Origin of the sequence: Pandoraea sp. SD6-2 (genome assembly GCF_000389825.1) — a bacterium.
In the GTDB taxonomy this organism is placed as follows: Bacteria; Pseudomonadota; Gammaproteobacteria; order Burkholderiales; family Burkholderiaceae; genus Pandoraea; species Pandoraea communis.
The window spans coordinates 1,034,547-1,060,860 of the sequence record NZ_KB944454.1 but is presented as its reverse complement, the minus strand read 5'-3'; the positions used below and the strand labels follow the sequence as shown (position 1 = coordinate 1,060,860).

At 63.5% G+C, this 26,314-nt stretch carries 21 protein-coding genes and 1 tRNA gene; 10 read left to right on the top strand and 12 right to left on the bottom strand.

Translation table 11 applies throughout. The annotated features are described in order from the left end of the window. Positions 1–262: 262 nt before the first annotated feature. From C266_RS26390 to prpR, 3 genes are all read right to left on the bottom strand, one after another. A complete protein-coding gene (locus C266_RS26390; protein WP_010806802.1) occupies positions 263–1,579 on the bottom strand; it encodes a hypothetical protein in 1,317 nt (438 codons plus the stop codon). Between the two features lie 193 nt (positions 1,580–1,772). Further along, on the bottom strand, positions 1,773–2,246 hold the full coding sequence (locus tag C266_RS21160; RefSeq protein WP_168162941.1) for a type III secretion system chaperone: 474 nt from the start codon (positions 2,244–2,246) through the stop codon (positions 1,773–1,775). 272 nt (positions 2,247–2,518) lie between these two features. Continuing rightward, on the bottom strand, positions 2,519–4,519 hold the full coding sequence (gene prpR / locus C266_RS21155; protein WP_010806800.1) for a propionate catabolism operon regulatory protein PrpR: 2,001 nt from the start codon (positions 4,517–4,519) through the stop codon (positions 2,519–2,521). Between the two features lie 238 nt (positions 4,520–4,757). Here prpR and C266_RS21150 point away from each other — a divergent pair, with 238 nt between their 5' ends. The 3 genes from C266_RS21150 (at position 4,758) to C266_RS21140 (ending at position 8,044) form a co-directional block, all read left to right on the top strand. Next, positions 4,758–5,639 carry an oxaloacetate decarboxylase gene (locus C266_RS21150; protein ID WP_010806799.1) on the top strand — a complete coding sequence of 294 codons (882 nt, stop codon included), beginning with the start codon at positions 4,758–4,760 and terminating at the stop codon, positions 5,637–5,639. Positions 5,640–5,771: 132 nt separating this feature from the next. Beyond that, a complete protein-coding gene (locus C266_RS21145; RefSeq protein WP_010806798.1) occupies positions 5,772–7,106 on the top strand; it encodes an MFS transporter in 1,335 nt (444 codons plus the stop codon). A gap of 149 nt (positions 7,107–7,255) precedes the next feature. Then, a complete protein-coding gene (locus tag C266_RS21140; RefSeq protein WP_036663532.1) occupies positions 7,256–8,044 on the top strand; it encodes an alpha/beta fold hydrolase in 789 nt (262 codons plus the stop codon). Between the two features lie 66 nt (positions 8,045–8,110). Here C266_RS21140 and C266_RS21135 read toward each other — a convergent pair whose 3' ends face one another. From C266_RS21135 to C266_RS21125, 3 genes are all read right to left on the bottom strand, one after another. Continuing rightward, complete coding sequence (locus C266_RS21135) at positions 8,111–8,746, bottom strand: flavin reductase family protein (protein WP_010806796.1); 636 nt, start codon at positions 8,744–8,746, stop codon at positions 8,111–8,113. Positions 8,747–8,755: 9 nt separating this feature from the next. Continuing rightward, the gene (locus C266_RS21130; RefSeq protein ID WP_370855805.1) at positions 8,756–9,601 is read right to left on the bottom strand and encodes a GntR family transcriptional regulator; all 846 of its coding nucleotides are present in this window, start codon (positions 9,599–9,601) and stop codon (positions 8,756–8,758) included. Between the two features lie 128 nt (positions 9,602–9,729). Next, positions 9,730–10,707 (bottom strand): polysaccharide deacetylase family protein, encoded by a 978-nt coding sequence (locus C266_RS21125; protein WP_010806794.1) that lies wholly within the window; start codon positions 10,705–10,707, stop codon positions 9,730–9,732. Between the two features lie 468 nt (positions 10,708–11,175). Between C266_RS21125 and C266_RS21120 the strand changes: the two genes are divergently transcribed. From C266_RS21120 to C266_RS21105, 4 genes are read left to right on the top strand one after another with little or no spacing between them, the layout of a single operon-like run. Beyond that, positions 11,176–12,327, top strand: coding sequence for an ABC transporter substrate-binding protein (locus tag C266_RS21120; protein ID WP_051126492.1), 1,152 nt, complete (start codon positions 11,176–11,178; stop codon positions 12,325–12,327). 56 nt (positions 12,328–12,383) lie between these two features. Then, a complete protein-coding gene (locus C266_RS21115; RefSeq protein ID WP_010806792.1) occupies positions 12,384–13,262 on the top strand; it encodes a branched-chain amino acid ABC transporter permease in 879 nt (292 codons plus the stop codon). After that, entirely contained in the window at positions 13,259–15,859 is a 2,601-nt protein-coding gene (locus tag C266_RS21110; RefSeq protein WP_036663529.1) for an ATP-binding cassette domain-containing protein, read from the top strand. The genes C266_RS21115 and C266_RS21110 overlap by 4 nt, the downstream gene beginning before the upstream one ends. Further along, complete coding sequence (locus C266_RS21105) at positions 15,856–17,502, top strand: gamma-glutamyltransferase family protein (RefSeq protein WP_010806790.1); 1,647 nt, start codon at positions 15,856–15,858, stop codon at positions 17,500–17,502. The genes C266_RS21110 and C266_RS21105 overlap by 4 nt, the downstream gene beginning before the upstream one ends. A 7-nt stretch (positions 17,503–17,509) precedes the next feature. Here C266_RS21105 and C266_RS21100 read toward each other — a convergent pair whose 3' ends face one another. Further along, positions 17,510–17,893 (bottom strand): single-stranded DNA-binding protein, encoded by a 384-nt coding sequence (locus tag C266_RS21100; protein ID WP_010806789.1) that lies wholly within the window; start codon positions 17,891–17,893, stop codon positions 17,510–17,512. Positions 17,894–18,148: 255 nt separating this feature from the next. Between C266_RS21100 and C266_RS21095 the strand changes: the two genes are divergently transcribed. The 3 genes from C266_RS21095 to C266_RS21085 all read left to right on the top strand — a co-directional run bounded on the left by C266_RS21095 (position 18,149) and on the right by C266_RS21085 (position 21,054). Continuing rightward, positions 18,149–19,105 (top strand): chromate resistance protein ChrB domain-containing protein, encoded by a 957-nt coding sequence (locus C266_RS21095; protein WP_010806788.1) that lies wholly within the window; start codon positions 18,149–18,151, stop codon positions 19,103–19,105. A gap of 68 nt (positions 19,106–19,173) precedes the next feature. Next, a complete protein-coding gene (locus C266_RS21090) occupies positions 19,174–20,295 on the top strand; it encodes a chromate transporter (protein ID WP_144265905.1) in 1,122 nt (373 codons plus the stop codon). A 30-nt stretch (positions 20,296–20,325) separates the two neighbouring features. Then, positions 20,326–21,054, top strand: a complete 729-nt coding sequence (locus C266_RS21085) for a superoxide dismutase (RefSeq protein WP_010806786.1) — start codon at positions 20,326–20,328, stop codon at positions 21,052–21,054. Positions 21,055–21,137: 83 nt separating this feature from the next. Here C266_RS21085 and C266_RS21080 read toward each other — a convergent pair. From C266_RS21080 to C266_RS21060, 5 genes are all read right to left on the bottom strand, one after another. Further along, positions 21,138–21,222, bottom strand: a tRNA-Leu gene (locus C266_RS21080). Between the two features lie 111 nt (positions 21,223–21,333). After that, positions 21,334–23,220: a methyl-accepting chemotaxis protein gene (locus C266_RS21075; protein WP_010806785.1), complete on the bottom strand. Its 1,887-nt coding sequence runs from the start codon at positions 23,218–23,220 to the stop codon at positions 21,334–21,336. A 146-nt stretch (positions 23,221–23,366) separates the two neighbouring features. Then, the gene (locus C266_RS26385) at positions 23,367–24,368 is read right to left on the bottom strand and encodes an MFS transporter (protein ID WP_010806784.1); all 1,002 of its coding nucleotides are present in this window, start codon (positions 24,366–24,368) and stop codon (positions 23,367–23,369) included. A 106-nt stretch (positions 24,369–24,474) separates the two neighbouring features. Then, positions 24,475–25,104: an ABC transporter ATP-binding protein gene (locus tag C266_RS21065; protein WP_010806783.1), complete on the bottom strand. Its 630-nt coding sequence runs from the start codon at positions 25,102–25,104 to the stop codon at positions 24,475–24,477. A gap of 12 nt (positions 25,105–25,116) precedes the next feature. Continuing rightward, positions 25,117–26,304, bottom strand: a complete 1,188-nt coding sequence (locus C266_RS21060) for a hypothetical protein (protein WP_144265880.1) — start codon at positions 26,302–26,304, stop codon at positions 25,117–25,119. Between the last annotated feature and the right edge of the window lie 10 nt (positions 26,305–26,314).

The following is a 26,314-nucleotide window of genomic DNA, read 5'->3' as shown; positions in this document are numbered from 1 at the left end:
GCTAGGTACACGTTGGATTCCTCGGGAGATCTCGACAATGGGATGGCAGGCATCGTCCGGCTGAGTCAACCTGCCGCGATTGGCATGCCGCAGTCGGCAATGCCGGCCGGGCCGCGATGGCGAAGACCGCCATCGTATGTCCGGATCGGCGCAATCTGGATATCGGGAGGGCCGGATTAGGAGAATGCAAGAATTTCCGCGTCGGCGGAGCTTGCCGCCGACGCCGTCGCAGGCTACCGGATGGCGGTGACCGCGATCGGACTTACTGAGGGTCGGTGAACGCTTCGCTTTCGCTGTCGGTCCGGTTGGGGATCATGGCAGCGGCGACGGGTGCCTTCCACGCCATGGTCTTGTTCGGCGCCGACACGAAGTTGTCGCGAATCGTCGTTGCCTTTTCGATGCCACGCTTCTGGTCTGGGTGCAGCGCGTGGGTCGCCAACTGTTGGACTTCGTTCGCGTATGCATGGCCGATGCGATCCCCCGAGCGATGCAGGTTGAAACGATAGGCCTCGCTGTCCTGCGCAAACACGCCGCCCTCGCCTTCTGCCTGCATGGCCTTTTCGGCCTCGGCGCACACCGCACAAGCGACGAACTTGCCCGCCATCGGCACGATGACGGCGTCGGAATTCGACAATCCCAACTCGGCGATTGCCTGTGCGAAATGTGCTTCGGCGTTGCGCGCCAGGTCATCTTCGATGTTCTGCTCGGCGTGACGCGTTTCCGTCACGCCCGGCGGCAGCGCGTTTTCCGGACCTCGCTCGAACGTCGGGGGCGCGTGCACGACGAGGCTGGGGAAACCCTTGCCCGCTTCTTCGGTCAACACCCGAGAAATCGTCTCGAGCGCTTTAACGCCCTGCTTGCCGATGATTTCCGGCGAGACGCCTTCGGTCCGCGACGGTACCCCCATGCCCCGATCGATCTCCGTCTTGAGCCGCGTCTGGGCGTCTTTCAACTGATTGGCACTCGCCCCGGCGAGGGCGTGGAATTTTCGGAAATGACGCAGGCAGGTGGCAGCGCGAACGGCATGCTTGTCCACGTTCGACGTGCGCTCAAGCGCCTTGGAATGGTCGGGCGCACCCGCGCTGAGGGCGATGTGCAATGCCCTGGCGAGTTTATCGCTGTGGAAGTTCGATGAGACGTGCAGCTTGTCGCCGATCACCGCCAACTGAATTTCGATGGGGTTGATCGCGCCGCGTTCGCCTTCGTTCCACTTGTCCAGGAATGTCTCGTGGGTCATCACGTGATAGAGCGTGGTCGCGATATGGGAAAGTTGTTGCGAGACCCGGTTGTATCCGACGTAAAGCTTCCGCTCCGGAGCGGGAATTTCCGAGCGAGGAATCGCACTGACCTGCGCGGTGTTCAGGAAGTAGGAACTCGGTCCCACGAATGAGCGCGCGCTCAGCGCGGACATGACTTGCGCGTTGCCGAGTTTGCTTCGTAGCACGTTCATGTCGGGGCCGGTGGCGGGCCGATTGTTGAAATCGAGAAACCTCTCGGCCGACGCCTTCTTCAGCGCATGCGAATTTCCCCGGCGGCTGAGCGTGCCTGTCGCGGCGCCCGCCTGATCTGACGCGTTCATCGCGGTATCCGGCGACATTGCGTGGGGAGTCTGTTGCGAAATGCTATTTCCAAAAGGCATAGATTCTCTGTAGATCGCTTATGTTGAATGTTCCAGACAGGACGTCGACCATCGTGCCCGGGTTGCTGTCGTCCACCCTGATAGGCGACGCCGTCGACGCGGCGCGTCGTTATTCTCCGGTTTCTCTGGTGGTTCAGCGCAGTGCGAGCCAGTGCACAGGGTCGTTGCGCTGAACGCCGGGGTTCGCGTGAAGGAAGGCCGGCACGTCACGCCGGATCACGTTGCGCCAGTGAGTGCACCATTCGAGGAATTCGACCGTGTAGGCGGCCAGTTGCTCGGCGCTCGCCAGATGCCGCGATAACGTGACGATCGCCACCGCACGCGAAGCCTGCGGATGCCATGCGATCACGGGGCTCTCGCCGCGCAACGTGTCGACCGTCATGGGAGGGAAAAGTGAGAGCAGATGCCGCGCCGGTATTTGCATGGCGGCCTCGGGAAAGTCTATCGGCAGCGTCAGCGACAACTGGTCGTCAGTGCGCAAGATGGCTAGCTCGAAATCTTCGTCGACCACAAAGCAACAGGCGCCATGCTCGTCGAATGTCAGCGAAGGAATACCAATCAACTCCCCAAACTCACGCAGAATCTGGCCTTGAAACTTCTCGGACACATTGCTCCTTTCAGGTATCGGGTTGTCATGCCGACGGGTTGCAGCCGCGCTGTAGCCGGTGCGTGCCCGCAGCACGTCCATATGAAGGATTTGTGGATCTGAGATGAAGGGCTGGTGAATTGGGTCCCGAGGCGGGGACGTTTGATCCATTCCCTATGAGGATCGGCGGTTCACGACGCATTTGCCGATTCGTGGTGTCGATGTGAGGAACTTCGGTGTCCACGACATAGAGCGCCGTCGCGACGATATCGCGATACCGCGATGGCGCACCGTCAGTCGACAGACCTCATCAATCGCCAGAACGTCGTGCGGCTGATGCCCAGCGCACGGCTGGCCGCCGCGCGATTGCCGCCTGAAGCTTGCAGCGCGGCGAGCGCGGCCGCGCGAGTGACTGGCGCGGGTGCCGCGATCTCGTCGGCGTGGCCGGTCGGGAGATGCCGCTTACTGGGTGATAACCGCAGCAATTCCGGAAATACCTCGTGCAACGTTTGCGCATGGCGTGCCACATCGTTATCGAGATAAATCGCTGCGCGCGTCAACAGGTTCTCCAGCTCGCGCACGTTGCCCGGCCAGTCGTAATGATCGAACAACGGCGAGAGCACTTTGAGAATCGGCTTCGAGGTGCGGGCATCCAGCCCGTACTGTGCAGCGTTTCTCGACAACAACGTCTGTGCGAGCAGACGAATATCCTCGCGGCGCTCGCGCAACGCGGGAAGCGTCACCTGCAACAGGTTCAGGCGGAAATACAGATCCGCACGGAATCGCCCTTGCGCAACCAGCGCGTTGAGATCGCGATGCGTCGCGGCAATCACGCGAACGTCGATCGGCACGGGACGCCCCGATCCCAGGCGCATCACCTCGCGCTCCTGCAACACGCGCAGCAACCGGCTCTGCAAGGCTGCGGGCATCTCACCGATCTCGTCGAGGAAGATGGTGCCCGTGTGCGCGATTTCGAACAGGCCCGCCTTGCCGCCACGCCGCGCGCCGGTGAAGGCGCCCTCGTCGTGACCGAACAACTCGCTCTCGATGAGTCCCTCCGGCAGTGCCGCACAGTTGAAGGCGACGAACGGGTTGCCGCGCCGCGCACTCGCGTTGTGAATACCCTGCGCGACCAGCTCCTTACCCGTCCCGCTCTCGCCGGTCAGCAGCACCGTCGCGTCGTGCGAGGCGCCTGCGCGTGCCAACCGTCTCACCTTCTCGATCTGTGGCGAATCGCCGACCAACTCGGTCAGTTCATGCTTCGCGACAAGGTGCCTGGGCCGTTGCGTCGTGCGCAACGAGCGGTCGATGCGCTGTGCCATCTGGGCGTCCTGCACCGTCACGACCGCGCCTGAGCGCATGCCGTGCTCATAGATGGGCACACAACTCACGATGAAGGCGCGGGCGTCGATATGCACGAGACGCTCCTCGATGGCCACGCCGCCGTCCGACAATTCCCGCAACATCGGTCCGAGCTTTCGCGTCAACTCGAATTGCCGCGCACCCAGCGTCTCGACTCGCCCGGCATCCACGTCCAGCAGCGAGAACATCGCAGGATTCACGGCTTCGAGTTGCCCGTTCTCATCGAAGGCCGCGACCCCGTCGCGCATGTGCGCCACGATGGTATTCAGACGCATGCGCTTCGATTCCTTGTCGCGGCTTACCCGCGCCAGTTCGACCGATCGCTCGAAGGCTTCTTCGACCGCGCCGAGCGAGTAGAGGAAGACATGTTCGAGCCCCGCCTCTTGCGCGAGATCGCACGCCATGCCCGGGCCGATGATGACCTTGCACCCCTGCGCCGCCAGCGTGTCGACAGCCGCCTGCACCTCGTCGACGGAACGATAGGCGCGTTGCCGAAGCTGAATCTTCAACAACTGACCGAGATCGTCCAACTCGCGCGACACCGTCTCGTGAAGCACCAAGCCAAGCGGCTGGTCCGGCCACGTTGTGGTCGCGCGTGTGATCGCGCTGAGGACGTCGAAGCCATTGACCTTGACCGTCACGACTGGCACCGACAGGTTCTCGCGCAGGTACGCCCCGTTCGATCCCGCTGCGAGCACGACGTCGACGGCCCCCGAGTCGACATACGATTGCAACGCCGCCACGGCCGCGCCATAGCCTTCGCGCACGGAATAGAAGCGCGCCCGGTCGGTGTAGCGCGGCGCGACGGTCTCGCAAAGGGTCTGCAACCGGCTGATGCTCACGAGGGCGATGCCCGGACGGCGGGCGCGGGGATCGGACGGTGCGGACGCGGTTGCACGCGGCGGCACGGTACCGGAAAGGCTGGGGGGCATTGCGAGGTCTCCGTACGGCACTGACGAAACGCATGGCTCACCGTTTCATCGGTGTTTCGCAAGCGTTTCATGAAACGTTTCATTTTCGGTTTGCCGATTCTGCCACATCCGCAGAAAACGGGCTGACCAGCGCAAGTCCATGATTTGACGCCGATTTGCTTGGCGTTCTCAAGTGATGCGGCGACTGGCACGCAGATTGCGAACGGTAGACCCATTTACCGATACGGAGACATACGCCATGACCACCACGACCGCGCAACGCCGCGCCGAATTCCGCCGCAAGGTCGAGGCCCGCCAGGGGTTGCTCGTGCCCGGCGCCTTCAACGCCCTTTCGGCGCGCGTGATCGAAGACGCCGGTTTCGAAGCGCTCTATCTCACTGGCGCGGGGGTGACCAACATGTCGCTCGGCCTGCCCGACCTCGCGTTCGTGGGGCTTGCCGAGATGGCCGAGCACACCGCCCGCGTGCGCGACGCCGTCTCGCTGCCGATCATCGTCGATGCCGACACGGGCTTCGGCAACGCCCTCAACGTACGTCATACGGTGCGTGTGCTCGAACGCAGCGGCGCCGATGCCATCCAGTTCGAGGATCAGGTGTTGCCCAAGAAGTGCGGTCACTTCAACGGCAAGGCCGTGATCGGCGTCGACGAGATGGTCGGCAAGATCCGTGCTGCCGTCGACGCGCGTGAAGACGCCAACCTGCAAATCATCGCCCGTACCGACGCGGCTGCCGTCGAAGGCATCGAAGCCGCCATCGAGCGCGGTCACCGCTTCATCGACGCTGGTGCCGACATCCTGTTCATCGAAGCGACAGAGACGCTGGCCGATATCGAACGTCTGCCGGCGCTGTTCGATCGTCCGCAGTTGATCAACATCGTCATCGGCGGGAAGACGCCGACGCAATCGCAGCCGCGTCTGGCCGAACTGGGCTACGGCATCGTGCTCTATGCGAACGCCGCGCTGCAAAGCGCCGTGCTCGGCATGCAAAAGGCGCTGGGTACGCTGCGCGACAGCGGGCGTCTGGACGAAGACCCGTCACTCGTGGTGCCCTTTGCCGAGCGCCAGCGTCTGGTCAACAAGCCGTTCTACGACGCACTCGACAAGAAGTACGCCGCTAGCTAAGCGCGCGGAGCTCGCGCCCACCCCCCTGAATACGCATGACGGCGACGCCGGCAGTTCTTGGCGTCGCCCGCTCTTCCAGCAGTACGGCACCGCTGCACGATGGCAGTAGACAACAAGTATTGGAGACAGACTGTGACGCCCCCCTCGGATTCCCTTGCCGCCCGCCCCTCGAACACTTCACACACTTCACATGCGGCCCCCGGCACGCGTGCGCCGGTCAAGATCGGCTCCATCGTCGGTGGCCTCGCAGGCAACCTGATCGAGTGGTATGACTTTCTCGCGTACAGCATCTTTTCGATCTATTTCGCCAAGGCGTTCTTTCCCGGCGATAACCCGACCGTCCAACTGATGAATACGGCCGCGATTGCGGCGGTCGGCTATGTGGCGCGTCCGCTGGGCAGTTGGCTCATTGGGTTGTATGCCGACCGGCGCGGCCGCAAGGCAGCCCTCACGGGATCGGTGCTTGCGATGAGTGTCGGCTCGATGATGATTGCGCTCACACCCGGCTACGCAAGCATCGGCATCTTCGCGCCGATGGTGCTGATTGCGGCGCGTCTGTTGCAAGGCCTGTCGATGGGCGGCGAGTACGGCACGAGCGCGACCTATCTGAGCGAAATCGCGCCGGAGTATCGCAAAGGCTTTTACCTCGGCTTCTTGCAAGTGAGCGTGGTCGCCGGGCAACTCGTGGCGCTCGGCCTGATGCTGCTGATGCAGCGCGTATTGCTCACTTCGGAACAGATCGAGCATTGGGGATGGCGCATCCCGTTCGTGCTGGGTGGCGTGCTGGCGCTCTTCGCGTTGTATATGCGTCGCAACGTGACGGAGAGCGAGGCGTTTGTCGATAGCGCGAAAAAACGCGAGACATCGATTACCCGCGAAGTGCTGGGGCATTGGCGTCAGATTCTGCTGGCCATCGGCATCACCATCGGTGGCACGGTGGCGTTCTACACGTTCACCGTCTACATGCAGAAGTTCCTGGTGAATTCGGTCGGACTGTCGAAAGAGTCGTCGACGTTCATCTCTACACTGGCGCTGTTGCTTTACATGCCGCTGCAACCGCTGTTTGGCCTGCTCTCGGACGTGATCGGCCGCCGCAAGGTGTTGATGATCTTCGGCGTGAGTACGACGCTGTTCTCCGTGCCGCTCTTCACGGCGCTCAGTCACACCAAAGATCCGGTGGTGGCGTTTGCCCTGTCGTTCGCCGGGCTGGTGATGCTCTCGGGCTTCACGTCGGTGCACATGCTGGCGAAGACGGAGCTGTTCCCGCCGCGCATCCGTGCGTTGGCCGTTGGTTGCCCGTATGCGTTGACCACGGCCATCCTCGGCGGCACGACGGAGTTCGTCGCGCTGCGCTTCAAGGCGAGCGGCCACGAATCGTACTTCTATTGGTACGTGACGATCTGCGCGGCGATCTCGCTCATCGTCTATCTGAAGATGCCCGAGACACGCGGTCGCCGCTTCGACTGATGCACCGCAAGTTGCGTTGACTTTGCGGGGACGAGACGATACCATCAAGTCCTAATTCGAACGCCCTCCCGGTCCGCCGGGGGGGCGTTTCTTTTTGGTTTCCGGACTTCGTGATCCGGATTTCATTCACCAGAAAGGAACGAATCGAAATGACTAATCTCTCTTGCGCCATGCTGGGCTTCACGCCATTCGGCAATGGTCCTGAACCCGTTCTCGTCTTGCATGACTGGCTCGGCGATCACACGAATTACGACACCCTCTTGCCGTATCTCGACGGTGCGACATTCACCTACGTGTTCGTCGACTTGCGCGGGTACGGACGCTCAAAACACCTGCGCGGCTGCTACACCATCGACGAGATCGCGACCGATTGCCTCGGCGTGGCCGACGCGTTGGGTTGGACGCGCTTCCATGTCGTCGGTCATTCGATGACCGGAATGGCGACGCAACGCCTCGCAGCCAATGTCCCTTCGCGCATCAAGAGTGCCGTGGCGGTGTGTCCGCTGTCGGCGGCTGGCAATCGCCTGCCACCGGAGGCTGCCGAGTTTTTCGCGTTGACGTGCGAGAACGACGACGCGTTTCGCCGCTTGGTGAAGTTCGTGACCGGGGGCGTGAAGGGTGTCCCCGACGATTGGGTCGACGCGAAGCTGCGCCAAAACCGCGAGTCTGTGGCAGCGGCGTGCCGTCGTCGCTATCTCGACATGATGACGACGACGGACTTCGTCGACGAGGTGCGCGGGTTGAGCACCCCGTGGCTGGTGATCGTAGGAGACAAGGACCCGGGTCTGGATGCCGAGGCGATGAAGCAGACCTTCCTCGCGTGGCATCCGAACGCGCAGCTAACCGAGATGAAGGACTGCGGGCATTACCCGATGCAAACGAATGCCCCGGCATTCGCAACGCTAATGGAAACGTTCCTGAGGGCTCACACACGATGAAAGACCACGCGACGATGACACGAAGCTATGCCTCTCGTCGTCGTCGCGCGCTTTAAGCGCTCGCGTCTACATCTCATCGACGGCGGTGCTGGCCGTGGTTTGGCCGCCGTCCTGTTCGAGCGAGAAGCGATTGCGGGTGTCGACGTAGAAGCTCGCACCGAAGCGTCCCACAGGAAAGTAGTTCTGCAACCTGACACGCCATTGCTGGGTATCGATCAGTTCGTCGCGGGCGTGCATGCGCTCGACGCGCCCGATGAAGATATGGCGGCTCGGCGTTTCCAGCGTTTCCCAAAGCGTGCATTCGAAGGCGACCGGTGCTTGTGCAATGCGCGGCGGCGCGACGAGGCTGCTTGCCACCGGCGTGAGTCCCGCATGCGTCAACTCGCTTTCGCTTGGTGGCAGCCGGTCGCCACACGCATGCATTCGCGCCGTCATCGGCTCATCGGTGAGATGCACGACGTATTCGCGGCTGCGCAGAATATTGGCCGCAGTGTCCTTGAGCGAATCGTCGTCGCGCCGGTTGATCGAGAGCATCACGATCGGCGGTTCTTCACCCACCATGTTGAACATCGAGAACGGCGCGGCATTGACGGCGCCGCCCTCGTTGATTGTGGTCACGAGCGCAATCGGGCGCGGCACGATCAGGCTCGCCATCAATTTGTAGCGCTGGTACGCCGTGATTTCGCGGAAGTCGATTTCCATGCGATGTCCTCAGGTTTTCTGGCGGCGTTGGCGTTTGACGGGTTCGGCAGGCGGCGCAACGTCTTCCGGCGATACCGCTTCCGGTAAGCCAAGCAGCGACGCCAGACTTTTCTGCCCGCGCATGCGCGTTGTCTCGATACGGCGCTCGAGTTCTTCGAGGTGCGACTGCATGCGGGCGATGGCGCCGGCCGCATCGCGCCGGACGATGCACGCCACGATGGCGGCGTGTTCGTCGTGTTCGCACGGGGCATAACCGGGCGGTTCGTACAACCCGACGATAAGCGAGCAGCGCGAGATCAACTCGGTAAGGTAACGCAGCAGTACCGCATTGCCGGCCAGCGCGGCGACGCGCAAATGGAAGTCGCTCGCGAGGCGTGCCCATGACGGCTGATCGAAGCGGTGCATGGCGGTATGCTCGGCGTCGAGCTGACGGCGCAGCATGGCGAGGTCGTCGTCGGTCACATTGGCGACGGCCAGTTCGACGAGCGCTCGCTCCAACGCGCGCCGGGCCTCGAAGATTTCGCGAGTCTCCTCCGGCGTCGGTTCCGCGATCACTGCCCCTTTGTTGGGGCGCAGCGTGACGATGCCGTCATGCGCCAGACGCTCCAGCACGCGACGCACCACCGCGCGCCCCACGTCGAAGAGCTGACAAAGCTCAGGCTCCGGGAGTTTGGTGCCGGGCGTCAGACGATGCCCGAGCACGCCATCGACGATGGTGCGGTAGATGTGCGTCTCGATCCGCGTCTCGGCGCTTTGCTCGCCGAGGTCTTGCGGGACGGGCGCGTGCAAGGACAGCAAACGGGATTCGGCATCACTCGCAGGCGCGGCAGCGGTTGCCGCAGATGCGGACCGCACGGATTTTCCGGCGGCGCGGCGCGAAGGGGTCAGCGGTTTGTCGGCAGGCATAGGCGGCGACGGTAGCAAGGTCGAGGGTGGGCAATCGGGACACGCCGGGCAATGCGGCTTGAGCGTCATATCGCACCTTACCCCATGATGGCGTCGGGTTGTGTCGCGCTCACGGCCGTGACGTGCGCCGCAATATCGCCCGGCGTTGCGAGCCAGATGTCGCCGCGCCGCGCTGCGTCGGCGATGGGGGTGAGCACGCGGCGCAGGTGGCGCAGGCGATACGGTTGCCCGACGAGGTACGGATGCAAGGCGATCCCCATCACCAGTGGCTGGGCGCGCGTCGGATGTTCCGCCTGCGCGTACATCTCGTCGAATTGATCCGCAATCATGTCGGCGAATGCCGCACCATCGAGCTGACGCCCCACGATCATCGGAATGTCGTTCACCTCCTGCGGATACGGCACCGACCACAACGTGCCGTGCGCGGTGCGCATGCGCACCGGCCGGTCGTCATGACACCAGTTCAACGTGTAGCGATAACCGGTGAGCGCGAGCAGATCCGGTGTGTCATGCGTCTCCGATATCCAGGGCGATAGCCACCCCGTCGGGGTATATCCCGTCTCCGTCGCGAGGCGCGCGCGGCAATGCGCGAGGAGATCGTGCTCATGAGCGAACTCGAAATCGCTCTGACGATGCCCATTCGTATGTCCATGTCCGATCAACTCGTCGCCGCGCGCCACACACGCGCGCACGAGCGCGGGGCAATGGTCGAGCAGCGATGTGTTGAGTACCACGCCGGCGGGTATCGACAAATCGTCGAACAGATCGAGACAGCGCCACGCGCCCACCCGATTGCCGTATTCGCGCCAACTGAAGTTGAGCACGTCCGGCTGCGGCGAGACAGGGCCCAGGTTCGCGCCCAACCCCTCACCGAAAGCGAAGTGCTCCAGATTGAAACCGAGGTAGACGGCAAGGCGCGCGCCGTTGGGCCAGCGATACGTATCGCGTGCCGTGATCGGTAGATAGTCGAAGCGGTCGTGCGTGCGAAGCGCACCGAAGCGGGGGTCGGTGCTCGCGCAGTCGTCGTGTTCCGTAAGCGTCAGGGCAGAAGTCATCGGGTGTCGTCGTTGCCTTGCATGGCGGCAAGGCGTGCTCAATGTCAGGGTCCATTCGTTCATCGTTCGTGCTCACGTCGTGAGCCGACTTGAAACATCTACGCACCGCGACTGTGCGAGCGTGTTCCGAGTTGGCGCAAATCAGATCGTCAACGAACGTTACAACCAATCGTTCGCAATTTCGATGCCAGATCGTCAACGCGTTGTGATTCATATCGTACTGAGCGATTCAGGCGAAATGTCGACGACGTGGCATGCCTCTTGCATACGGCGGGGATATGTCCGGGCGATGCCCCGGCACCGGGACCGTAATCGGTCCGCTTTCGATTCGCTTCTGATGCTTCCTCACGGAGATTGCTCATGTCTGCATCTGTACGTTCCAACGCCGCCAGCGACACGACGGCGCTATCGGCCTCACCCCGCCGGCGCTGGCTCCGGGCCGGTGTGTTTGCACTGGCGGCCGCCGGTATGTCGTTCGCCGGCGCATCGAGCTATGCGGCGGACACGATCAAGATCGGTCTCGTCACGGCGCTCTCGGGGCAGTCGGCGCGCGCGGGTGAAGCGCTTACGCGGGGCATGACGATCGCCATCGACGAGATCAATGCGAGCGGTGGTGTTCTCGGCGGGCGCAAGCTCGAACTGGTGCGCCGCGACGACGAGGGCAACCCGGCCAAAGGGGTGCTTGCCGCTCGCGAGCTGATCTACAAAGACAAGGTGGCGGTGCTGTTCGGCGGACTCGACACGCCGGTGTCGATGGCCATCGTGCCCATCGCGAATCAGGAGAAAGTGCCGTTCATGGGGCCGTGGGCGGCGGGCACGCCGATTACGCGCAACGGTGCAAATCCGAACTACGTGTTTCGCGTATCGGCCGTCGATGAAATCGTCGACAGCGCCATGGTCGCTCATGCGCAGGAGACCTTCGGCGCGAAGAAGCTCGGTCTGATTCTCGTGAACAACCCGTGGGGCGAATCGAATGAGAAAGGCATCGTCGCCGCGCTGGCCGCCAAAGGCATGAAGCCCGCCGGGGTGGAGAAGTTCGAGGCCAACGACGTGGACGTCACGCCGCAATTGGGCCGCCTCAAGGCCGCCGGGGCCGACACGTTGCTGATGGTCGGCAATGTCGGGCCGTCGGCGCAGGTCGTGAAGTCGCTCGACCGCATGGGCTGGAAGGTGCCCATCGTGTCGCACTGGGGCCCGGCGGGCGGCCGCTTCACCGAGTTGGCCGGCCCCAACGCGAAGGCCGTGCATTTCGTGCAGACGTATAGCTTCTTCGGTGCGACGTCGCCGGTGAGCGCGCGTGTCGTTGCCGCCCTCAAGGCGAAGTACTCCGACATCAAGGGGGTGGACGACATCACCCCGGCCGTTGGCGTGGCGAACGCCTACGACGCGATGCGTCTGACGGCGCTGGCCATCGACAAGGCGGGCTCGACGAAAGGCGATGCGATTCGCGGCGGCTTCTACAAGATCGACCGTTACGAAGGGCTCATCAAGACGTATGTGAAGCCGTTCAACGACCAGCAGCACGACGCGCTGTCTGCGCAAGACTACGTGTGGGCGCAATTTATCGACAACCGCATCGTTCCCGTGACGGCCACGGGCGCGAAGGTCGCGGCGAAGTAAGTCGCACGTCACCGGCATTGAGGGGCGCCGCGTGCCGGCGTCCCGGAGGACATCTCATGCAATGGATCTCGGCGCTTGTCGCCGGCCTGGGGCTCGGCAGTATGTACGGCCTCATGGCGCTCGGCTTTCATCTGACCTTTGCGGTAAGCGCGACGGTCAACTTCGCGCAGGGTAGCTCGATGATGCTGGGCGCCGTGCTGGCGTACACGTTCGCACAGACGCTCGGCTGGCCGATGCCACTGGCGATCGTCGCCGCGCTCGTACTGTGCGCCGTCTACGGTCTGGTGGTGGAGCGTCTCGCGGTGCAACCGTTCGTGCGACGCGGGTCCAGTGCGTGGCTGATGGCGACGGTCGCGCTGGGTATCGTGCTCGATAACGTGGTCATGCTCACCTTCGGCACCGAGCCGCGCAGTCTGCCGTCTTCGTTGGCGCAAAGCTCCCTGCAGATCGGCGACGCGGGCCTTGGCGTGTATCCGCTGCAATTGGTGATCCCGGTGGTCGGTCTCGCGCTCGCGGGCGCATTGCACTACGTGCTGCGGCGCTCGCGCTGGGGCGTGGCCATGCTGGCCGTGGTACAGAACCGCGACGCTGCGCGGCTCATGGGCATCCCCATTCAGCGCACCATTGCCGGCGCGTTCGCCGTATCGACGCTGCTCGCAGGGGTGGCAGGCGTGTTGATCGCGCCGCTGTTCAATGTGCAGGCCGACATGGGCACCGTGTTCGGCCTCAAGGCATTTGCCGTGGCGATTCTCGGCGGACTCTCCAGCGCCTGGGGCGTGATGATCGCGGGTCTGTTGTTCGGTGTGAGTGAAGCGATGATTACCGCGACGCTGGGATCGAGCTACACCCAGATCATTACGTTCGGTCTGGTCATCGTGTTGCTGGCGATGCGTCCGGAAGGCATGTTCGGTCGCGCGGAGGTACGTAAGGTATGAGCGATTCTCCTTTGCGGTTGGCGTCGCCGTCCGTCCAAGCCGGGGCCTCGGGGGCGAGGGCCGCGCGGACCCGCGACGGCATGGCACTTACGGCGATCCTCGCGGCGGCGCTGCTGGCGATGGCGGGTGCTGCCTGTGTGGTGAACGGCTATTTCGTCGTGGTCATCGCGGGCGTGGCATTGCTCGCGATCTGCGGCGTGGGCCTCAATCTTCTGCTGGGACTCACGGGGCAAGTGTCGTTTGGCCATGTGGGCTTCTATGCAATCGGCGCGTATGCCGTGGCCATTCTGACCACGCAGGCGGGCTGGCCGTTCTGGCCCGCATGGCTCGCGGGCGGGGCGATTGCCGCGCTGAGCGGCGCTTTGCTGGCGTTGCCCGCGCTGCGGGTGCGTGGCCCGGGCCTCGCCATGGTGACGATTGCCTTCGGCTTCATCGTCGAGCACGGCGCGGTGGAATGGCGCGCGCTGACCGGCGGACAGAACGGTTTGATGGGCGTGATGCCGCCGGGCGTCTTCGGTATCGACGGAAGCGAGCGCGTGGTGGCCGTGGCGGCGCTCGCCGTCCTGGCGGTGGCGCTGCTGATCTACGCGCGCATCTCTCGCGGGACGTGGGGGGCGGCCATGCGTGCCGTGCGCGACAGCGAGACGGCGGCGGCGTCGATTGGCGTGAATCCGCTGATCGTCAAGGCGGTGGCGTTCGCGTTTTCTGCGGCGCTGGCCGGATTGGCGGGAGGCTTGTTCGCACCGCTGCAAGGCATGGTCACGCCGGGCATGTTCTCGTTCCTTCAGTCGCTCTTGTTCGTGCTGGTCGTGATGATCGGCGGTGCGGGCACGATTGCCGGGCCGCTCGTCGGCGCAGTGGTCGTCGGGTTGCTGCCGGAGTTGCTGGCAAGTCTTGAGAACCTGCGTCTGCTGTGTTTCGGTGTGCTGTTGCTGGTTGTGTTGTGGGGTGCGCCGAATGGTGTGATTGGCGTGTTGGGTACGTGGTGGAAGTCGCGACGCGGCGCGTCGTCGAACGACGGTAGTGTCGATGCGAGCGCGCCGCTTACGCTGCCGGTGCTGGCCCAAGCGCAACGAAAGCGCCTTGCCGCACACGGCCTCGCCATGACGTTTGGCGGCGTGAAGGCCGTGGCCGATCTGTCGTTCGAACTGCCGGCCGCACAGGTGACGAGTCTGATCGGCCCGAATGGTGCAGGCAAGTCAACTGTCCTGAATATGCTCTCGGGCTTTTATCGACCGCAAGCCGGCACGCGTGCGCTCGGCGGCGACGCCCTCGCCGCACGAGGCGCATGCGACAGTGCACGGCATGGCGTGGCGCGCACGTATCAGACGTCGCAACTGTTTGGCGGCATGAGCGTGCTGGATAACGTGACGCTTGCGTTGAGCGCGGGACGACTCGGCGGCTTGCTCGGTGTCGCCCGCATGCGTAGCAAGAGACATCGTGACGCGGCAATCGCCCTGTTGCGCGCGTGCGGTTATCACGGCGATGTGGAACTGATGGCCGCCGATCTCGCGCACGTCGACCGGCGTCTGGTGGAGATCGCACGCGCATTGGCGACACGTCCGGCGGTGCTGCTGCTCGACGAACCGGCAGCGGGGCTGTCGACGCAGGACAAGGCGCAACTGGGCAAACTGCTGCGCGAGATCGCCGACAGTGGGGTGGCGGTCGGTCTGGTCGAACACGATATGTCGTTGGTGATGGGCGTGTCGGATGGCATCGTCGTGATCGATGCGGGACGTTTTCTCGCGCAGGGATCGCCGAGCGCCATTCGGCATGACGAGCGCGTGCGTCAGGCGTACCTCGGTGCGCAGACGGCGGAAGCCGGCAAGCCGCGCGAACGCGATGTCGCGACCACGCCGGAAGTTCTGGGTGTCGGCAAGCTCACTGCGGGATACGGCGCGGCGCCGGTCTTGCATGACGTATCGATTCAGATACGCGAGGGCGAACTGGTGGCGTTGCTCGGCGCCAATGGCGCGGGCAAGTCGACACTCATGCGCTCGCTCGCGGGCTTGCATCGCCCGGTGAGCGGCGGCATCACATTCGACGGGCGTGATCTTTCGCGGCTGGATGCCGCGAAGATTGCCGCATTGGGCGTGGTGCTGGTGCCGGAGGGGCGGCAGGTATTCGCGGAACTGTCGGTGCTCGACAATCTTCGGCTCGGGGCGTTTCCGTGTGGCCGGTTGCCTCGGGCGACGCTTGAGGCGCGTATCGAGCGGATGTTCGCGCGCTATCCGCGCTTGCGCGAACGGCAACATCAGCGCGCGGGTCTGCTCTCCGGCGGTGAACAACAGATGCTCGCGATTGCGCGTGCGTTGATGTCAGCGCCGCGCGTGTTGCTACTTGACGAACCGTCGCTGGGACTGGCGCCGAAAGTCATCGCGGAGTTGTTCGCGTCGCTCGATGCGCTGCGGCGTGAGTCGCTGTCGATGTTGCTCGTCGACCAGATGGCGGCGATGGCGTTGTCCATCGCCGATCGCGGATACGTGCTGGAAGAGGGCCGCGTGAGCGTGAGCGGTCCGGCGAGCGAGCTGGCGGGCGACGCGCGTCTGGCGGCGGCGTATCTCGGCGGACAACATGGGGCAGGAGTGGCGGCATGACGGCGCGAGACATTACCGGTGCAGCAACGTCAGCGCCAGCGCTTGCCAGCGGACGCGCCGGATTGGTCACCAGTCCGCATGCGCTGGCCAGCGCGGCTGGACGCGACGTCCTGCAACAAGGCGGCAACGCTATTGAAGCGGCCATCGCCGTCGCGGCCATGCTGTGCGTCACGATGCCGCACTTCACGGGCCTTGGCGGCGACGGCTTCTGGTTGGTTGCCGACGGCGCGCAGGGCGACACACCGCCGCTCGCGATTTCCGGCATCGGGCAGGCAGCACGGCGTCTGCCTTCGGCGTTGCTGGACGGCGGACCCGTTGCCGTGCGCGGACCCGCCAGCGCGCTGACCACGGCGGCAACGGTCGCCGCATGGGAAGCGGCGTATCGCGTGAGTCGCGAGGCGTGGGGTGGCACGATGTCGTGGGCGTCGCTGCTCGCCCCCGCCATCGCTGCCGCAGAGGACGGTTTTGCGGTGAGCCGTTCGCAAGACTTCTGGTATGCGTATCGGGCGACCGAGATGGGCGATGCGGCTACGTGGCACGGCTTCGCACAAACGTTCCTGCCGGGCGGGCGCGCGCCCGTGTCGGGTGAGTGGTTTCGGCAACCGGCGTTGGCGCGGACATTGCGGCGGCTATCCGAGGGGGGCGCGCGCGAATTCTACGAGGGCGAGTTGGCTGCCCGTATGGCGAGCGGGCTGCAAGACGCCGGTTCGCCGCTCACGCGAGACGACCTTGCCGCCACGCGGGTGCATGTGTCGCCTGCGCTGACGATGTTGTATGGCGATGGTGTGCTGGCGACGCTGCCGCCCCCGACGCAGGGCGTGACGACGCTGCAAATCATGGGGATACTCGCGCGACTGGGGCTGCGCGATTGTGCGCATGGGAGCGCGACGTACTACCACCGGCTCGTCGAGGCGGTGAAGCAGGCGTTCGTCGATCGCGACCGTTATGTGGCGGACCCCGAATATGCCGATGTCCCGGTGAGCGCGATGTTGTCCGATGCGCATCTGAGCGCGGCTGCCGCGCGCATTGACGATCACGTCGCGCTCGACTGGCCGCATCGCTTTCGTGAAGGCGATACGGTCTATTTCGCCGCGACGGACGCCGCCGGGCGCGCCGTCAGCGTGTTGCAGACGATCTACTTCGATTGGGGCAGCGGCGTGATGGCGGGCGACACCGGGGTGCTGTGGCACAACCGGGGGGCGGCATTTCGTCCGGCGGGAAGTGCACATCCCAATGCGTTGACGCCGGGCAAGCGACCGTTCCATACGCTCAATCCCGGCATGTATCTGGAAGGCGGACGCCCTCGTCTGCTGTACGGCACACAGGGTGCGGACGGCCAGCCACAGACGCTATGCGCGTTGCTCACACGGTTGATCGACTATGGCATGAACCCGTACGAAGCGCTTTCGCAGCCGCGCTTCTTGCTGGGCCGCACGTTTTCGGACAGCCGGGACAATCTGAAGCTGGAGTGCGACGCGGGAGACGACGTGTTCGCCGCGTTGACGCAGCGTGGCCATGCGTTGGCCGCGCTGCCGAGGCACAGCCCGCTGGCGGGTCAGGCAGGGGTCATTGCGATGGATGTGGACGGACTGGCGACGGGGGCGCACGATCCGCGCAGCGATGGTGCGGCGTTGGCCGCCTAGCGGTGGGTCAGCGCGGGCCGTCGTTGTCGTCCAGATCCGAGTCATGCGCCGGGCTGGGTTCACCTCTGGTCGCGGCGCGTTTGTGTTTGACTTGGTAGGCGGTCATAACGAGGGTGGCGACCATATCGAGCGCGGGGCGCGTCTCGCCATTGCGGTCGGTCCACACCTTCGGCGTGAGCGAGCCGGATATCGACACGTTATCGCCGTCTTCGAGCGCCAGCAGCGCATTGCTGGCCGTCTCGCTAAACGCGATCACATTGACGAAGATCGCGTCGCCATCACCGTCTCCGCCCGTCGCGCGAACTTTGGCGGTGACGAAGGCGTGTCCATTCTGTCCCGTGCGCTGCGCTGCCTTGCCGTACAGTTTGCCGCCAACCAGACCGTCAATCATCGTATTTCTCCTGAGCGATTCGGCTGAGCGTCTCGCGAAATGGTGCATGTGTGATCGCCCCGGTATTGCCGGAGCGAGTTTGATGTGCGCTCATGTTGCCCTATGTTTCCCTGGCCGTCACGAAGACTTGTCAGCGGCGCGGAGAACAAAAAAACCGCGAAGAAGTGCTCGAGGCTCTTGCCTGCATCAGGGATGCGCAACATTTCACATAAAATATTCTTGTAGTTATCTCTACATTTTTGTAGAGTTAGTTGCATGAACAAAATCGACTGGCTCCTTCTCGTCCTGACCTTTCCCTCAGACAACGCTACCGCGCGCATGCGCTTTTGGCGTGCGTTGAAAGCGAAGGGCTGTGCCGTCCTGCGGGATGGGGCATATCTTTTGCCATTTTCGGACGAGCGACTCACTGAACTGGATGACTTGGCCGCTGGTATCAATGACGCGGGCGGTAATGCCCAATTGTTGTTGGTTTCCGCACGGGATGACGAGCAGAGGGGCTATTTGCGCTCACTTTTTGACAGGTCTGCCGAGTACGCCATATTCCAGCGAGACGTCGCGGAAGCGAGGAAAAGTCTTGGCGCTGCCGAAGCCGATGTCGAAAAGCAATTGAAGCGGCTGAAGAAGGACTTCGAGGCGATTCAGGCCATGGACTTTTTCCCCAACGAGGCATCGGTGGCGGGGCAGGCGGCGCTTCAGGAGTTCGTTGCGCTCGCCAACAAAGTGCTGTCACCGGGTGAGCCTCACGCGGAAGACGGTGTGATCCGTCCATTGCGGCGGGAGGACTATCAGGGCCGTACTTGGGCGACACGCCGACGTATGTGGGTCGACCGGGTCGCAAGTGCTTGGTTGATTAATCGATTCATCGATACGAAGGCCACTTTCATCTGGGTCGAATCACCCGCGACGTGTCCGGCAGATGCGCTGGGCTTTGATTTTGACGGCGCCGCCTTCACTCACGTTGGCGACATGGTGACGTTTGAAGTCTTGGTTGCAAGTTTCTCGCTGGAAGACGTTCCCGGAATGATTGCGCTTGGCCGGATGATCCACGCTTTGGATATCGGTGGGTTTGCGATTCCGGAGGCAGTCGGATTTGAAGCTGTTGTCGCGGGTGCACGGCAAAGGGGGCTTGACGATGAGGCCATGCTGACCGAACTGGGCAGTGTGCTGGACTCGATGCTAGCCCACTACGCAACACCTCAAAGGAAAAGCTGAACGGGGGGATCGTGAGTACTGTTGCGAAGACGACGGAACGGTATTCGCTGGCGCAGCTGGTCGGCTACATGCTTCGATTGGGCACATTTGGTTTTGGCGGTCCTGTTGCCCTCGCCGGCTATATGCGACGTGACCTCGTGGAGCGGTTGGGCTGGATTTCAGAGGCCGACTACAAGGAAGGGATAGCGCTCGCGCAGCTCGCCCCCGGGCCGATGGCAGCGCAACTCGCCATATATCTCGGCTACGTGCACTACCGGATTCTTGGGGCAACGCTGGCCGGCATTGCATTCGTCATTCCATCGTTCTTCATGGTGGTTGCGCTTGGCTGGGCCTACGCGCACTTCGGTGGACTCTCGTGGATGCAGGCCGTGTTCTACGGCGTGGGCGCGGCGGTCGTCGGAATTATCGCGATGAGCGGCTACAAGCTGACTCGGAAGACCGTGGGTTCCGACAAGCTTCTGTGGGCAATCTACCTCACGTTGCTCGTCACGACGTTCGTTACCGAAAGCGAAATCGCCTGGCTATTTATTGCGGCGGGCATCATTGGCTGGCTTTGGCGTGCGCCGCCGAAGTGGTTGAACAAAGGCTCCGTGAACGGGATTGCGGCGGCTTACGTTCCAGTGTCTTCAGGGCTGTTGAGCGGCATCGATGTGCCGCTGCTTGCGCAAATCGGCATCTTCTTCGCGAAGGCGGGGGCGTTTGTCTTCGGGTCTGGGTTGGCGATTGTGCCTTTCCTTTATGGCGGAGTCGTAACCGAGCACCACTGGCTGAATGAGCGGCAGTTTGTCGACGCCGTAGCGGTGGCGATGATTACCCCGGGCCCGGTCGTGATCACCGTTGGCTTCATCGGATATCTGGTCGCGGGGTTCGCTGGCGCATGTGTTGCGTCGCTGGCAACCTTCTTGCCTTGTTATCTGTTCACCGTTTTGCCGGCACCGTACTTCAAAAAATACGGGCACTTACCGGGCGTCAAGGCGTTCGTTGACGGCATTACGGCGGCTGCCGTTGGCGCTATCTCCGGTTCGGTTCTCGTTATCGCAAAGCGTTCGATATCTGATATCCCGACCGCGCTCGTGGCGGTTGTCACGGTGCTTCTGCTCTGGCGTTTCAAGAAGCTTCAGGAGCCGGTGATTGTCGTGGCCGCCGCCATCTTTGGTTTGATTGTCTATCCCATGATGCATTCGCATTGAAGTTGCGGGCGTACCGAGACGGAGGATGCAATGGAATCGCGTCGCAAGTTTGTCAGGCAGGCGAGTGTCGCCACGGCAGGCATCATGCTTTCAAGTGCCCATGCCGAGACGGCGTTGTCCAGCGGTGGTTACGTCGACACATTGGTAGGTGCGGACGGCAAGTATGCAGCGGCACCTCTGCCGTTTTCCCTTGACGCGCTTGAGCCACATATCGACGCGCGTACGGTTGAACTTCACTACAACTTTCACCACAAGCCAGCGGTGACGGCCGCAAACAATGCTGAAGCGGCGCTCGCAAAGGCGCGCGAGACCGGGGACTTTGCGCCGGTGAAGTTTTACGAGAAAGAACTAGCGTTTCAGTTGTCGAGCCACGTGCTGCATACCATTTACTGGACCAGTATTTCTGGCAAAGGTCAGGAGCCGACGGGAGAACTCGTCAGACTGATTGACCGTGACTACGGATCGTTCAAGCAGTTCAAAGCCCAGTTGCTTGCCGCAACGATCGCTGTGGAGGCGTCAGGATGGGGGGTGGTCGGCTTTCACACGGCTACCGGACGCCTCATGACGCTCCAGTGCGAAAACCATCAGAAGCTGGCTGTTTGGGGTGTTCAACCAATACTGGTGTTGGACGTCTTCGAGCACGCCTACTACCTGAAATATCAAAACCGCCGCGCGGAGTACGTCAAAGCGATCGCTGAGATACTGAATTGGGATAATGCGGCTCAGCGCTTATCGGCGATCAGCCTCGCGCGCCGTTGAGGCGGGAAACTCACGCCAGCGCTATGCGCCTACGCCGAATTTACGCCGAATAACCGGGGAAGTATTGCCAGATGAGGCTGTTTTGGTGCCCAGGGCGGGACTCGAACCCGCACGCCTCTCGGCGCTACCCCCTCAAGATAGTGCGTCTACCAATTCCGCCACCTGGGCAGGGGACGGCGATTGTAACGGGAAAATCGGATTTTGTGAACGCCTCGCATATGAAGCGTTCACATCGCCGCTCGGCCTTTTCCCCGATACCGCGCCGCCCTCGCCCTGTCCTCAAGCGGCCAGACGCTGCGACGAGCCCACCACCGACAGCGACGGCGCATGCGGCGCGCCAAAGCCGTGCGAATCGTTGCGATGCCCCTCGCGCAGACGGAAGCGTGCCACCGTTTCGGCAAGCATGCGGGCCTGTTCGCTCAGCATCGCCGACGCGGCCGCCGACTCTTCGACTAGCGCCGCATTCTGCTGCGTCGCCTGATCCATCTCCGAGACTGAACGGTCGATCTGGCTGATGCCAGCGCTCTGTTCGGTCATCGCCGCGTGGATTTCACTCACCAGACGCTGCACTCGCGTAATCCCGTCGACGATCTCGTGCATCGTCGTACCCGCAGCCTGTACGCGTTCCGTACCGCTCTTCACGTTGTGCACCGACGTCTCGATGAGCGCCTTGATCTCTTGTGCCGCAGCGGCGCTGCGTTGGGCCAGCGTGCGCACCTCACCTGCCACCACCGCAAAGCCACGTCCCTGCTCACCCGCGCGCGCCGCTTCCACCGCGGCGTTGAGCGCCAGAATGTTGGTCTGGAACGCAATGCCGTCGATCACACCAATGATCTCCGTGATGCGCTCCGACGACTGCGTGATCGCCGCCATCGTGCCCACGGCATCGGTGACAACCTGGCCGCCCCGCGCGGCGGCAGCGCTCGCCTCGTTGGCCAGACGCGTCGCGTGCTCGGCGGTGTCGGCCGTCTGCTTGACGCTGGAGGTCAGCTCCGTGAGCGCAGACGATGTCTCCTGCAACGACCCTGCCGACGCTTCGGTGCGCTGCGACAAATCGCGGTTGCCCATTTCGATCTCGCTCGTCGCCGAGGTCATCGACGACACGCCCGAGCGCACATCGAGCATTACCGTACTGATCTTGTCGACGAATGCATTGAACGACGTCGAAATCTGCGCCACTTCGTCGTGGCCGATGACGTCCAGGCGCTGCGTCATATCGCCGTCGCCCGAACCGATGGTGTCCATGGCGTCGCGCACGGTCGACAGACGCTTGAAAGCGCGCGACGTGAAGACCGACACGATGGCCAGCGAGATCAACGTCAGCACGATCAGCGTGATGGCCGTTGCACTCAGCACATGCGTCAGGCCGGCCGTGGCTTCCGCTTGGTCGAGCGCGACCACCAGATACCAGTCCGTGCCGGGAATGCGCTTGGCCTTGAGCAGCTTGGGGGCTCCCGAGAGTTCCATGGCGACCGGTGCGGCGTCGTCGGCGGTCATGCCCTGAAGCGAGTCGGCGGTGAGCGCGGCGGCCACCTCCGTCGACGGCTTGAGCGAGAACTTGTTGTCCGGGTGGGCGATCACCTGCCCGTCGCTTGCCACAACCAGTGCGAGGCTCGACGGCGTGGGGTGCACCGCCTTGACGATGTCCTGAACACCGGTGAGCGGCACGGCGCCACTGACCACACCGGCAGTCTGGCCGTCACGCACGATCGGCGCGGCAAAGGCCACGTACAGAATGCCGGTCCCCGAATCGCCATACGGCTTGGTGATGGCCAACTTGCCCGCCGCGACTGCGCTCTTATACCAGGGGCGGGTGGTCGGGTCGTAGCCCGGCGGCGTGGTGTTGGTGGTGGAGAAGAATGTCTTGTCCGACCAGCCGACGGTCGTGATCGGGAAGTCGTTGGTCTTGCCCATGAGCTTCACGAGGCTCGGGTCCCCTTTCTCGACGACCTGCGACGTCGCCACGACCGCCTGCGCCTTGTCGGCCGACCAGCGCTCAATGGCGCTTGCATTGCCGTTGGCTACGGCCGAGAGCGTGTGCGCAATGCTCGACATCATGCTGTCGCGCACGATCACGTAAGTCGTAATGCCAGAGAGAATAAGTGCCCCAACCACCGTCAAGCAGGTGATGAGCAGAATCCGGGTTCGCAACGAAGTGACTTTCATGGGCTTTCATCGGTAGGCTCGCAAGCGAGCCGTTGAATTGGGGGGTTACCGCTCCGGCAGTACCGCGGGTGCCATCGCATCGATACATGACTGCTTCACTCTTTGCGCTTACGGCGCATTGGGGCAGTAACTTTAACGAGTGCAGATCAAAGCGCATGCGGGCCCCACTCGCGTAACGCCAGCCGCCACGCCGGCAACATCGCGAGACTGACCCCGACAGCCAGGCCCAGCGCGGGGTACAGCCCGGTTTCCGCCGGCGGCACGGTGCCCGCGAGGGAGCCGAAGATCGCAACACCGAGCGCCGCACCCGCTTGCCTCGCAGTGTTCAGAACGGCGGCTGCGACCCCCGCCCGCGCCGGTGCAACCGTCTGCAACGCCGGTGCTGTTGCAATGGGTGAAACAACGCCGGACGCCGCACCGATGGCCAGCATGGGCAACACGGCGAACGCATACGGCACATTGGCCGTGACGAACGCCAGCCCGACGGCTCCCGCCGCGTAGGCGACGAACGCCCAAAGCACCGGACGCACCGGACCGAAGCGACCCGCCAGGCGCCCCGCCATCACCGCGCCCGCGAGACAGACCGGCACGTTCACCAGGAAGATGCTGCGCCAGCCGAGCCAGTGGATCAGCACGCCGCCGACGAGCGGGCCGGCGGCCAGTGCAACGCCGCCCAGTCCAACCCATCGGCCGATGGCGCGTGTCCGCTCGGCGGGGTCGGGCGTCGCCTGATGAATGAGCTTGAGCGAGCACGGCACGAGCAACGCCGCACCGATACCCTGAAGCGCGCGGGCGGCGATGAGCATCGACGGCGAGCGTGCGAGTGCGCAGCCGAGCGACGCCATCATGAAAATCAGCAGGCCGGCGAGATAGCCCCGCTTCGCACCCCATCGGTCGCCGAGTGTGCCGCCCGTGAGCAGCAGACTCGCGAACAGCAGTGTGTAGGCGCCGACAACCCATTGCAGCCCGGTCATCTGCACATCGAAGGCATGGGCTAGCGGCTCAAGCGCGACATTGACGATCGACGTGTCCAGCAGAACGACGACGTAGCTGACGCATGTGGCGTTCAGAATCCGCCGCATGTTGGACGCATCGTGTTGTACGGCGCTGATGCGCTCAGGAGATCGCGTGCCGCAGTCGGTATTCATGGTTTTCCAGCCGGTGATGACGATGGCCGGAGTCTAGGGGCGCGCGACGCGAGGATGTTTCGACGCGAGATGAACTATCGCGGCGCGCGCAAAGCGAAACGGTGTGTCAGATGGCGCGTTGGGGCGCGAAATCGGCGAAGGCGACCGTCGTGGCATGGCAGGCGCGTGTGAGATCCGGATCGTGGCTGGAAAAGAACACGCAGCGATCTTTACCCAGTGTGGTGAACAAGTCGATGAGGACAGCGCGCGCGGCGGCGTCCAGGCCGTTGCCGGGCTCATCCGCGATGATCACGCGTGGCGCGCCAATCAGCGTTGCGCTCAGGAAGAACTTGCGGCGCGTACCAAGCGACATTTGCTCGAAGCGCTTTTCCATGTGGGGTGCCAACCCGAAACGATGGGCGAGATCGAGCACGCCCGCATCGACGCTCGTCTTTTTGGTCGACGCCACGAGGTCAAGCAGCGCGCGCCCTGTCTGAAACGGATACGCGAGGCAATCGTCGGGCACATACGCGAGCACGGATTTTGCGGCCAGTGGCGCTTCGCGCAGGGAATGCCCATCGAGCCAGATATCGCCACCATCCGCATCGACGGTGCCCGCGAGCATGCCGAGCAGGGTGGACTTGCCGCTGCCGTTTTCGTCGTTCAACGCCACGCAACCTGCGTTTGCGTTGAAGTGCAGATTCTCGAAGAGGGTACGGGTGCCGAAGCGTTTGGTGAGATTAGCGAAGCGGAGCATGAGCGAAGGAAATCAGTGAACGAAGTACGGCCAGACGGCGGCGACCCACAACGCGGCAAGTGTCGCGCCAAGCAGCACGGACTGGCGTGGAGCAAATCGCTGCGGCAAGCGCAGCACTGCCACGAGCGGTATGCCAGCGAGTAAGAGCGGCGGCGTCTGCCAGAGCGGCATCGCGCCATTGATCGCGAGAAAGACAGGGCCGATGACCCCAAACACGAATGCAACACATAGCACCGTTGCGATATCGGCGAGCGTCTGCCAGATCGGCCGGCGTGGCAGCGAGCGGGTAAAGTGCGCCGCCCGGTGGTGGGCTTGACTCAACTCGCGGAAATGCATGGCGGCGATCACAAGGATCACGGCCTGAGCCATCAAGACGAGCGCCTTGGCACGGATGTCGAACGCCCAGAGCGCGCTGAGATAGCACGTCGCGGCGGCCGTCGCGGCCATCAGCGCGCCCCGGCCGGTAACCGTGCTCGCATGCGAGCGCAGTATCCCGACCTGCACCCACCCACTCGGGGAGAGCAAGCCCGCAGCAGGAGCGATGGCCTGCAGCGAGCCCAGTCGCCATTGGCGCGGCGCTGGAACGGCCGGCACGCGGATCAACGTCCACACCGAGACGCCCAGCGCACCTGCGAGCATTGAGAATGCCAGCGAGCCCGATGTTTGCAGCCCCGCCACGAGCAGCGCATTGGCCGTGACGAGCGGCACGGCGTTTCGCAGGCTTCGATTGAGCACCGCCAGTTGCGCGCCGAGTGTAATGAGCGTCAGATCGAGCACATAGAAGGAAGGGATGCCGTTCTCGGGTGTGAAGGCGAGCGCGACGAGCGCTGCCGCCACGCTGAGCAACAGCGGTGTGCTGGCGAGCGCCACCACCGCCGCATCGACACCCCGCAGGCGCCATGCGGGAACGGGCAGCGACCGGGTGAAGGTGGCGAACGAGCCGCCGGAGATGGCACGTCGCTGCGCGAGTACCCACAGCACGCCAACGGCTTCAAGCGCGTGCACCCAAAGGAACTGCCATTCGACGCCGCGCGCTGGGGCGAGCGTGGCGAGCACAGGGGCTCCGAGAATTCGCGCTTGCGCGAAAACCGGCATCGACGGGAGCACCAGCATGATTGTCAGGCAAAGGACTTGCCAGTGCCTGCGCAGCACTCGCGATGTCTCCAGGGCGTACCAATGCAATCGAAGGGACAGCATCACGCGCAACTCC

Coding starts and splice junctions, on each gene's coding strand:
- C266_RS26390 (WP_010806802.1), bottom strand. CDS start 1,579: ATGAACGCGTCAGATCAGGCGGGCGCCGCGACAGGCACGCTCAGCCGC.
- prpR (WP_010806800.1), bottom strand. CDS start 4,519: ATGCCCCCCAGCCTTTCCGGTACCGTGCCGCCGCGTGCAACCGCGTCC.
- C266_RS21150 (WP_010806799.1), top strand. CDS start 4,758: ATGACCACCACGACCGCGCAACGCCGCGCCGAATTCCGCCGCAAGGTC.
- C266_RS21140 (WP_036663532.1), top strand. CDS start 7,256: ATGACTAATCTCTCTTGCGCCATGCTGGGCTTCACGCCATTCGGCAAT.
- C266_RS21135 (WP_010806796.1), bottom strand. CDS start 8,746: ATGGAAATCGACTTCCGCGAAATCACGGCGTACCAGCGCTACAAATTG.
- C266_RS21125 (WP_010806794.1), bottom strand. CDS start 10,707: ATGACTTCTGCCCTGACGCTTACGGAACACGACGACTGCGCGAGCACC.
- C266_RS21120 (WP_051126492.1), top strand. CDS start 11,176: ATGTCGTTCGCCGGCGCATCGAGCTATGCGGCGGACACGATCAAGATC.
- C266_RS21115 (WP_010806792.1), top strand. CDS start 12,384: ATGCAATGGATCTCGGCGCTTGTCGCCGGCCTGGGGCTCGGCAGTATG.
- C266_RS21110 (WP_036663529.1), top strand. CDS start 13,259: ATGAGCGATTCTCCTTTGCGGTTGGCGTCGCCGTCCGTCCAAGCCGGG.
- C266_RS21105 (WP_010806790.1), top strand. CDS start 15,856: ATGACGGCGCGAGACATTACCGGTGCAGCAACGTCAGCGCCAGCGCTT.
- C266_RS21100 (WP_010806789.1), bottom strand. CDS start 17,893: ATGATTGACGGTCTGGTTGGCGGCAAACTGTACGGCAAGGCAGCGCAG.
- C266_RS21095 (WP_010806788.1), top strand. CDS start 18,149: ATGAACAAAATCGACTGGCTCCTTCTCGTCCTGACCTTTCCCTCAGAC.
- C266_RS21090 (WP_144265905.1), top strand. CDS start 19,174: ATGCTTCGATTGGGCACATTTGGTTTTGGCGGTCCTGTTGCCCTCGCC.
- C266_RS21085 (WP_010806786.1), top strand. CDS start 20,326: ATGGAATCGCGTCGCAAGTTTGTCAGGCAGGCGAGTGTCGCCACGGCA.
- C266_RS21075 (WP_010806785.1), bottom strand. CDS start 23,220: ATGAAAGTCACTTCGTTGCGAACCCGGATTCTGCTCATCACCTGCTTG.
- C266_RS26385 (WP_010806784.1), bottom strand. CDS start 24,368: ATGAATACCGACTGCGGCACGCGATCTCCTGAGCGCATCAGCGCCGTA.
- C266_RS21065 (WP_010806783.1), bottom strand. CDS start 25,104: ATGCTCCGCTTCGCTAATCTCACCAAACGCTTCGGCACCCGTACCCTC.